At 67.0% G+C, this 448-nt stretch carries 1 protein-coding gene; it reads left to right on the top strand.

The features are described 5' to 3' along the window. Positions 1-448, top strand: a 448-nt coding sequence (locus tag AC1D0P_RS29610; protein ID WP_477679995.1) for a hydantoinase B/oxoprolinase family protein, incomplete at both ends; no start/stop codon positions are given.

Genomic DNA, 448 nt, shown 5'->3' on the forward strand with positions numbered 1-448 from the left:
GGTCAATTGCACGCGGCCGGCGGCCGTCGGCATGCGTTCGCTGACTTGCGCCATGACCCAGATCGTCACGCTGGGCGCCTTCGTCCAGGCCCTGCCTTACCTGATGCCGGCCACATCGCCAGGTGGAAATGCGATCATGAACATCAAGACGACAGGCCGCAACGGCAAGCCTGTCATGGCCTCGATCGGCCCGGTCGGCGGCGGTGGCGGCGGCACGCCCTTTTCGGACGGCAGCGATGGCGCGGGCGGCGCGACGGGCTTCCTGCGCAACACGCCAATCGAGATCAGCGAGGCGGAAGTACCGATCCGCTTCCTGCGCTACGGCCTGGAGCCGGACACTGGCGCTGCTGGCAAATATCGCGGTGGACTGTCGGCCATTATGGAGTTCGAGATTTCCGCGCCCGAGACCGTGGTCACGGCGCGCAACCGCAACCGGTCGGTGATGCCG

It is taken from the genome of Polaromonas sp. P1_G2, assembly GCF_056405515.1.